Source organism: Dietzia sp. CW19 (assembly GCF_014145265.1).
GTDB lineage: Bacteria > Actinomycetota > Actinomycetes > Mycobacteriales > Mycobacteriaceae > Dietzia > Dietzia natronolimnaea.
The window spans coordinates 1-4,468 of the sequence record NZ_JAALEE010000231.1; the positions used below are offsets into that span (position 1 = coordinate 1).

Here is a 4,468-nt window from a genome sequence, read left to right on the forward strand (position 1 = left end):
CGGGCGGCGGCGGCCGACCGGCCCTCCCGGCTCAGGTGCCGTGGCCTGCCGAGCCCGACGGGGCCGGCGACCTCGTCGAGTCCGTCGTCCCCGGTGAGGAGTTGTCCCGGGACCAGACGCTCGTCGTCGTCCGCGGGGGGCAGCAGATCACCGGCACCCAGATCGCCCGGGCGGATCCTCTTCTCCCACGGCACCCACTCCGGGGCCACCACCGAGTCGGGACCGGGGAGGAGCGAGATCTCGTCGACCGTCAGCTCGCCGCCGGGGACCAGCGCCAGGACGCAGGCCCAGTACCACCCGCGGTAGCCGGGGAGGTCCGAGGCGAACCGGTGCGTCGTGGTGAACGGCGCCTCGACGACGGCCCCCCGGTGCTCTCCCACGCCGTCGGACGCGAACTCCTCCACGGCGGCACGCGCCACGTCGACGCCCGAGGCCAGTCTCTCGCGCAGGGCCTCGTCGAAGCCCGAGGCCTGATCGGTGCTCACGGGGTCCGCCTCCTGATCCGTGCCTACCTCGGTGTTCACCCCACCCATTATGCGCGTCATCGCGACAGCGTCGCGGTCCGGCCCGTAGTACGGCATCCTTGACGCATGCGCAGCGTCCTCGGCACCCTCGGCCCTCTCGCGGTCTCCCTCTCCCTCGTCGGCGCCGTCGCGGCGTGTACCGCGACCGGTTCCGACGACGCCGGGAGCGCCACGTCCCCCGGCGCCTCCCTCGCGTCGTCGAGCATGCCCACCGGCTCCGGTTCCGGGTCCGGCGACGCGGCCGGCGGACAGGTGCCGGTGGGCCCGGCCGAGCCCCGGCCCGTACGGGGTTCGGTCGAGGTCGTCCGGACCCTGCCGCACGATCCTGAGTTGTTCACCCAGGGTCTGCAGGTGGTGGGCGACGAGATCTACGAGTCGACGGGTGAGTTCACCCGCTCGCAGGTGCAGCGCCGCCCGCTCGCCGGCGGCCCGCCCACCGTGTCCGTGCGGATGGCGGACGACGAGTTCGGCGAGGGCCTGGCCGTCACCCCGGACACCCTCTGGACCCTGACCTGGACCAACGGGATCGCCCACAACCGGGACCCCCGGACCCTCGAGGTGCGCTCCGAGGTGCCGTACGTGGGCGAGGGCTGGGGCCTGTGTCACGACGGCGAACGGCTGATCATGAGCAACGGCTCCGACCAGCTGACCTTCCGCGACCCCGTCACCTTCGAGCCCACCGGCACGGTCTCGGTGACCTCGGGGGGCACACCCGTGGTCCGGATCAACGAACTCGAGTGCGCGGACGGCACCGTCCTCGCCAACGTCTGGATGACGGACGAGGTCATCCGCATCGACCCCGCCACCGGCGCGGTCACCGCCATCTACGACGCCTCGGCGCTCGAGCGACCCCGGCCGGCCAGCCGGGAGGCGGTTCTCAACGGGATCGCCGCGCTCCCCGGTTCGGAGAACGTGCTGCTCACAGGGAAGTTGTGGCCGACGATGTACGAGGTGCGCCTCATTGGCTGACCGCTCCCCCGGGCCGACCCGTCGAGCCGCGGCCACCGTCGGCCGGGGCGTCCGGCGGGTCTTCCACGCCGACGGGGCCGACAGATCGGGCCTGTCGCAGCTGAGTTACGTCACCGTCGCCAACTTCGCGTGCGACGCGATCCTCGCCGTCGCCCTGGCCAACACGTTGTTCTTCTCCGCCGCCACCGCCGAGTCGCGGAGCAACGTGGCCCTGTACCTCCTCGTCACGGTCGCCCCGTTCGCGCTGATCGCCCCGGTGATCGGACCGGCCCTCGACCGGCTGCGGAGCGGGCGGCGCCTCACGGTGTCGTTGACCTTCACCCTGCGGGCGGTGCTCGCGGTGATCCTCGCGCTCAACTTCGACTCCTGGCTGCTGTATCCCCTCGCGCTGGGGATGCTCGTGCTGTCCAAGACCTTCGGCGTGGTCAAGGCGTCGATCACCCCGCACGTCCTGCCGCCGGCGCTCGACCTGGTCCGGACGAACTCCCGGCTGACGGTGCTCGGCCACGTGGGCGGGTCGTTGATCGCAGGGGCCCTCGCCGGAGCCGTGTCGTGGGTGTGGGGCTCCGACGCGGCCCTGTGGCTGCTCGCCGCGGTGGCGCTGGTGACGGCGTACATCGCGATGACCATCCCCGCACACGCCGAGGCCTCGCTCGACGAGGAGTCGGCGACCCTGCGCGTGGACCGGGGCCGCCCGCTCGTCAGCGGGCTCAAGGCCGTTCTCACCCGGCCGCTGGGCCGTCAGGTCCTGGCCAACCTCTGGGCCGTGTCGATGGTCCGGTTCATGACCGGCTTCCTCACCCTGTTCCTCGCGTTCGTGGCCAAGGCCCAGGAGAACGCCACCGCGGCGGAACAGGCCGGGATGCTCGCGATCGCCGGTGCGGCGGGAGGACTCGGCACCTTCGTGGGGAATGCCGTGGGCGCCCGTCTCCCCCTGGGCCGACCGGGCAGGATCACCACGACGGCGGCGGGCGCAGCGCTGTCGGCGGCGGTGGTCGCGGCGTTCCTCGGCAACATCTGGGCGGCGGCCCCCCTCGCACTGGTGGCGGCGGTGTGCAGCGCGCTCGGCAAGGTGGCGCTCGACGCGTCGATCCAGACGGACATCCCCGACTCCGCACGGTCCTCCGCGTTCGGCCGGTCCGAGACGGCGCTACAACTGGCGTGGGTCGCGGGCGGTGCGCTGGGGGTCCTCCTCCCGCCGGACTTCACTGTGGGCTTCAGCGTGATCTCGGTCGTGGGCGCCCTGCTGTTCGGCCAGTCGCTCCTGACCGCGCGCGGGTCCACCCTGGTACCGGGGCTCGGCGGCAACCGACCCAGGTTCCCCGGAGCGCCACGTGACCCCCGTGCATTCGGCGCGCGCCTGCTCGGCAGAATGGAGGAGTGAGCTCTTACAGCGATGCCCCCGCGTCCGGCACCCGCGTCCGCCCAGTCACCTGGGCGATCCTGGCGTGGGTGATCATCATGGTCGCCGCGATCGTCGGAGCGTGGCAGGGCTCCGCCTCACGTCACGGGGCGGTGCCGGCGATCACCGTCGCCACCGACCGCGACCACGTGGAGGTACTGCCGTTCGCCGCGACGGACCTCGACGGCACGAGCTACACCAACCCGGTGGGTGAGTTCACGGTCACCGGTGAACACACCCTCACGGTGCGGCTGCCGGTGGAACTGCGCCGCGCCACGCTCGACGTCTACGAGATCCGCGCGGACGGGTTCCGCGAATACACCCTCGAACCCGACGGCCCCGGCGAACTACTCATCCCGGTCACCCTCCCTGACGAGGGACGGATCGAAGGACTGGCGCTCCGCGCGGTCGCCCTGGTCTACGCGGCGGACGGCTCCGAGACGATCCTCAGCGGCGAGTGGTCCGTCGGGATCACCTACGCGGACTGAGCCGGCGGGTCACGCGTCCAGTTCGCGGGCGACGGCGCGGAGCACCGACGCCACGCGACCCGACACCTTGTGGTCGGGACGGTGGCCGCGCCGCAACTCGGGTTGGACGGTCGTCTCGAGGACCTTGATCATGTCCTCGACCATCCCGTGCAGCTCATCGGGCGAGTGCCGTGGGCCGCCGCGGGGGGCACGGTCCTGCACGACGGTGGGCTCCTCGTGGACGACCACCCGCAGAGCCTGGGGGCCACGCCGACCGGAGACCATGTCGAACTCCACGCGCTGGCGGGGCCGTAGCGTGTCCACCCCGTCGGGGAGCGCGTCCGACCGGACGTAGACGTCCTCCCCGCCCTCGTGGGACAGGAAACCGAAACCCTTCTCCGCGTCGTACCACTTGACCCTGCCACTGGGCACCGCGAACCACCTCTCCACACGATCGCGCACACGTGCGACCGACATCCACCACGAATGACTCGAGACTACCCTCGCCGAGGCGGTGGCCCGGCGCCCCCGCCGGGCCGGTAGCCTCCCCCGTGTGACCTCCGACGCCCGACCCCCAGCCGACGACCCCGACCCCTGGGCACCCCACGCGGCCGAGCCCGCCCCGGTCCGGCCCAGACGCCGCGGCCTGTTCATCGCGGCGCTGGTCGTCTTCGCCGTCGGTGTGGTGTTCACCGTCCTCGCCGCACTGACCCCGTTCGTCCTGGATCGGGACGCGCCGACCTTCCTGTACCTCGGCGCGATGGTGTTCACCCCGGTCGGGTTCCTCCTGGGGCTGCTGTACGCGATTCTCGGCTCCCGGCCGCCCAGGGTGTGACGGAACCCACCCCCTGGCGAAGTTCCAGGTAACAAGCCGATAACGTCACCTCCCGCCCTCCTGTGTGACCTGGTTTTATCTCAGAATGGTGACGATCCGGCATCAAGCCGCTACTGTTCGGGGCAGACTCGTCAGCGAGTTGGCATCGGACGCACCACCGAACCCCGCCCTGCGGCCGATGCGACATTGACCGTTACCGGGCGGGGACGGGGGACCCGATCAGGGCCCACCTCGGGCCGGCGACCACAGGTCGCCTTGGGGTCAAGCCGCC

Annotated in this window: 6 protein-coding genes and 1 riboswitch (1 of these 7 cut by a window edge); of the genes, 4 read left to right on the forward strand and 2 right to left on the reverse strand. The window is 71.9% G+C overall.

The features are described from left to right. The coding region (locus tag G6021_RS07630; RefSeq protein ID WP_182609795.1) for a DUF3027 domain-containing protein at nucleotides 1–533 on the reverse strand (533 nt) is incomplete at its 3' end. Nucleotides 534–590: 57 nt separating this feature from the next. Between G6021_RS07630 and G6021_RS07635 the strand changes: the two genes are divergently transcribed. From G6021_RS07635 to G6021_RS07645, 3 genes are read left to right on the forward strand one after another with little or no spacing between them, the layout of a single operon-like run. After that, on the forward strand, nucleotides 591–1,493 hold the full coding sequence (locus G6021_RS07635) for a glutaminyl-peptide cyclotransferase (protein ID WP_182616134.1): 903 nt from the start codon (nucleotides 591–593) through the stop codon (nucleotides 1,491–1,493). Next, nucleotides 1,486–2,877 (forward strand): MFS transporter, encoded by a 1,392-nt coding sequence (locus tag G6021_RS07640; protein ID WP_182609791.1) that lies wholly within the window; start codon nucleotides 1,486–1,488, stop codon nucleotides 2,875–2,877. Before G6021_RS07635 ends, G6021_RS07640 begins: the two co-directional genes overlap by 8 nt. Next, nucleotides 2,874–3,383 carry a DUF2771 family protein gene (locus G6021_RS07645; RefSeq protein ID WP_182616132.1) on the forward strand — a complete coding sequence of 170 codons (510 nt, stop codon included), beginning with the start codon at nucleotides 2,874–2,876 and terminating at the stop codon, nucleotides 3,381–3,383. Before G6021_RS07640 ends, G6021_RS07645 begins: the two co-directional genes overlap by 4 nt. A gap of 9 nt (nucleotides 3,384–3,392) precedes the next feature. Here G6021_RS07645 and G6021_RS07650 read toward each other — a convergent pair whose 3' ends face one another. Then, on the reverse strand, nucleotides 3,393–3,794 hold the full coding sequence (locus tag G6021_RS07650) for a cold-shock protein (protein WP_179524659.1): 402 nt from the start codon (nucleotides 3,792–3,794) through the stop codon (nucleotides 3,393–3,395). A gap of 121 nt (nucleotides 3,795–3,915) precedes the next feature. On the opposite strand from G6021_RS07650, the gene G6021_RS07655 reads away from it, so the two are divergent. Further along, nucleotides 3,916–4,197 carry a hypothetical protein gene (locus tag G6021_RS07655; protein WP_182616131.1) on the forward strand — a complete coding sequence of 94 codons (282 nt, stop codon included), beginning with the start codon at nucleotides 3,916–3,918 and terminating at the stop codon, nucleotides 4,195–4,197. A 178-nt stretch (nucleotides 4,198–4,375) separates the two neighbouring features. Next, a riboswitch (cyclic di-AMP (ydaO/yuaA leader) is annotated at nucleotides 4,376–4,468 on the forward strand (it continues 106 nt past the right edge of the window).